This is a genomic window from Bacillus sp. AFS040349 (genome assembly GCF_002577655.1).
Lineage (GTDB): Bacteria > Bacillota > Bacilli > Bacillales > Bacillaceae > Metabacillus.
Genome location: NZ_NUMC01000189.1, coordinates 530 through 849 on the forward strand (window position 1 = coordinate 530; position 320 = coordinate 849).

Sequence of the window (320 nt, forward strand, 5' to 3'; positions counted from 1 at the left end):
GTCCCGTCCGGACCGCCATTATTTTATTAGTTAGATTAATATTTGCTCTATCTCTAAGTATAGAGTAAAAGGGTTTCGATAAGCGAGAAGGTCGAGGAAGCAAGTGAACGAGCACTGGAGCGTATGACTATACGTGAGGATGTGAGTGAGAGAGCTGACGAAGAGATTCGAAGCTTAGCGGAAGCCGTAAACTATATTGGCTCGGTAGCTCAGTTGGTAGAGCAATGGACTGAAAATCCATGTGTCGGCGGTTCGATTCCGTCCCGAGCCACCTTTTATTTATTTTAAATTAAATTTAACGCCGGTGTAGCTCAATTGGT

At 44.1% G+C, this 320-nt stretch carries 1 tRNA gene; it reads left to right on the forward strand.

The features are described 5' to 3' along the window. Positions 1–198 precede the first annotated feature (198 nt). Positions 199–271: transfer RNA gene (locus tag COD11_RS25890), tRNA-Phe, on the forward strand. Positions 272–320: the final 49 nt, after the last annotated feature.